This is a genomic window from Roseiarcus sp. (assembly GCF_052145395.1).
Lineage (GTDB): Bacteria > Pseudomonadota > Alphaproteobacteria > Rhizobiales > Beijerinckiaceae > Roseiarcus.
This window is the reverse complement of the sequence record NZ_JBKQOT010000446.1, coordinates 1-2,588: the sequence shown is the minus strand read 5'-3', so window position 1 is coordinate 2,588 and position 2,588 is coordinate 1. Positions and strand designations below refer to the sequence as shown.

3 protein-coding genes and 1 pseudogene are annotated in these 2,588 nt (G+C 65.4%); 3 read left to right on the top strand and 1 reads right to left on the bottom strand.

Annotated elements, in window-relative coordinates; all coding sequences use genetic code 11:
- On the bottom strand, positions 1-141 hold a 141-nt coding region (locus ACLP25_RS15130), incomplete at its 3' end, for a TusE/DsrC/DsvC family sulfur relay protein (RefSeq protein WP_442470012.1).
- A 412-nt stretch (positions 142-553) separates the two neighbouring features.
- Between ACLP25_RS15130 and ACLP25_RS15125 the strand changes: the two are divergent.
- The 3 genes and pseudogenes from ACLP25_RS15125 to ACLP25_RS15115 all read left to right on the top strand — a co-directional run.
- Positions 554-805, top strand: a pseudogene (locus tag ACLP25_RS15125) (transposase); the annotation flags it as partial.
- Positions 806-957: 152 nt separating this feature from the next.
- On the top strand, positions 958-2,181 hold the full coding sequence (locus ACLP25_RS15120; protein ID WP_442470011.1) for an FAD-dependent oxidoreductase: 1,224 nt from the start codon (positions 958-960) through the stop codon (positions 2,179-2,181).
- Between the two features lie 190 nt (positions 2,182-2,371).
- Positions 2,372-2,588 (top strand): VIT1/CCC1 transporter family protein (locus ACLP25_RS15115; RefSeq protein WP_442470010.1); only part of this gene is annotated, 217 nt, incomplete at its 3' end.

Here is a 2,588-nt window from a genome sequence, read left to right as displayed (position 1 = left end):
CTCCCAGTGCTCGACCGTCAGGGCGACGCCCATCGTCTCGGCGGTTTCGCGCGCCCAGTCTTCGGTCCATTCGCTCGGGCTCACGAGATGGCCCTCGTTGTCGACCGTCGGCGTTCGCAAAAGCGCTCCTCCTGGGAACATGGACGGTCGCATCGCGTGCGGCGCTCCAACCTTGCTCTTGTCTGAACTCGTCTTAACCTTCGCACAAGGGACGTCGTTTCGCCGAACTGCGCGCGGAAACGCGGGCGAAAGCGCGAAACGTCCAAGAAGTCGCATTGGTTGGCGATCTCGGCAATCGACAGACGATCTGAATCCGGGCGGCGAGGACGCTGCATCGCCAACGACCGACGCGCTTCCCACCGTTCGGCTTGTGGCAGAGGCCGCTCTGGTGCGACCATTCATCTCATGGCGAATGAATTCTAAAATGTTAATATGTGAACTACCGAATGTCGGGCGCATTTCGCAAAACAAGAGAGAATCATGAAAATCGTCATCATCGGGGCGTCGCCGGCCGCGCCGCCGCGGCGGCGCGCCTGCGCCGCGTCAGCGCTCGTGCGGCGGTCGCACCACGAAAATCCATGCGATCGTCGATTCCCGCGGACGCCCTATCGCCCTCGAAGTAACGCCCGGCCAGCTGGGCGACGTTCGCGTTGCGACGGCGCTGATCAGCGCGGTCCCTCCGGGCCGCCGCTTGGCAGGCGACACCGCTATGACAGCGACGGGCTGCGGAGCTTTCTTGCCAAGCGAGGCACTGTGCCTGTCATCCCCAACAATCCGACGCGCAAGCGACCGAGCGGCCGGATGAGGGTTCTCGGCGCGGTTCGATCAGAATTCTTCACGCGCTAACCGTGGCATTCGCCTTCATCGAGGCTGGCGCAACTCGATTCCGGCGAGAACCTCGTCAAGCTTCCGCTAATGAACGCGTCAATCGCCTGACCGACTCGGGCTTCCAGACGGGTGAGGCCCAAGACCCGCGCGGTCGTCGTCGGCGGCGGGTTCATCGGCCTCGAAACGGCGGAAAACCTCGTCCATCGCGGCTTCGACGTCACGCTGGTCGAGATGCTCGATCAGGTGCTGGCGCCGCTCGACCGCGAAATGGCTCGCATTGTCGAGGGCTTTGTCGAGCGGCATGGCATACGCCTCGCGCTCAATGACGGCGTGGCCGCGTTCAAGCAGGCCGCGGGCGGCGCCATCGACGTCGAAACCAAATCCGGGAAGGTCCATCCGGCCGACGTCGTGATCCTGTCGCTCGGCGTGCGCCCCGACACGACGCTGGCGAAGATGGCGGGGCTGACGATCGGCGAGCGCGGCGGCATCCGGGTCGACGACCAGATGCGCACCACCAACCCCGACATCGTCGCCGTCGGCGACGCGGTCGAGGCCAAGGATGCCGTCACCGGCCAATGGGCGCTGATCGCGCTCGCGGGCCCCGCGGACCGTCAGGGCCGCATCGCAGCCGACGTGATCGCGGGGGGCAACTCCCGCTTCCGCGGCAGTCAGGGCACGTCGATCATCGGCCTCTTCGGCGCCTCGGCCGCCTGGACCGGCGCCAGCGAGAAGACGCTGAACCGGATCGGCGACACGGACTACGAGAAGATCTACCTCTACCCGAATTCGCACGCGGGCTATTACCCCGGCGCGAAGCCGATTGCGATGAAGGTGCTCTTCCGCAAGTCGGACGGACGGCTGCTCGGCGCCCTGGCGCTCGGCGAGGACAACGTCGACAAGCGGATCAGCGCGCTGGCGATGGCGCTCCAGATGGGCGCGACGGTCTACGACCTCGAGGAAGCCGAACTCTGCTATGCGCCGCAGTTTGGCAGCGCCAACGATCCGGTCAATTTCGCCGGGATGGTGGCCGCAGACGTTCTTCGCGGCGACATGCCGCTAAGCCATTGGGATTCGATCGGCGGCGCGTTCGTCCTCGACGTGCGCGAGCCGTTCGAGCTTGCGGTCGAGGCTCATTCGGGAGCGGTCAACATCCCGATCGGGCAGTTGCGCCAGCGGCTCCGGCCAGCGCGCCTATATCGCGACGCGAATTCTTCTCCAGAATGGGTTCAAGGCGAAGGACGTCTCGGGCGGCATGCTGTCGCTCGCCCACAACGGCGTGCTCGATGCGAAGGGTCAGTCGGGTTAGGCGCGTCGCAGATGTCACACTCGTGGGGCCGCGCCATGTGTCGTTGAGCAGGCGGCGAGGGAGCTGCTGAAGCGGTGAAAAAGTTGGCGCGGAGAATAGCTTCACGCGACCCTTTCCGGCCTTTAGGGATCGATGTCGACGTCGGCGCTGTGCCGGCGAAGCAGCCGCTAGCTTGGCAAGATGATGATGGCAGCGACGCCGCCGAGGTTCGATCGCTCCAGCCGAATCGAACCCTTGTTGACCGATGCCAGCTTGATGGCGATCGAAATCCCCAAGCCGTGTCCCGGCACACAGGAGACGCTCATCGCGGCCGTTTCGATCGCAACGCTGGTCTTCCTCGTCGAGCTCGGCGCGCTTTGCGGGTGGTTAGGCGGCGCGACGTTGATCCAACCCGCCCTGCGGGTCGGGTTCTGGGGTGCGATCGCGACGGCTGTAACCGCGGGACTAGGCGCGC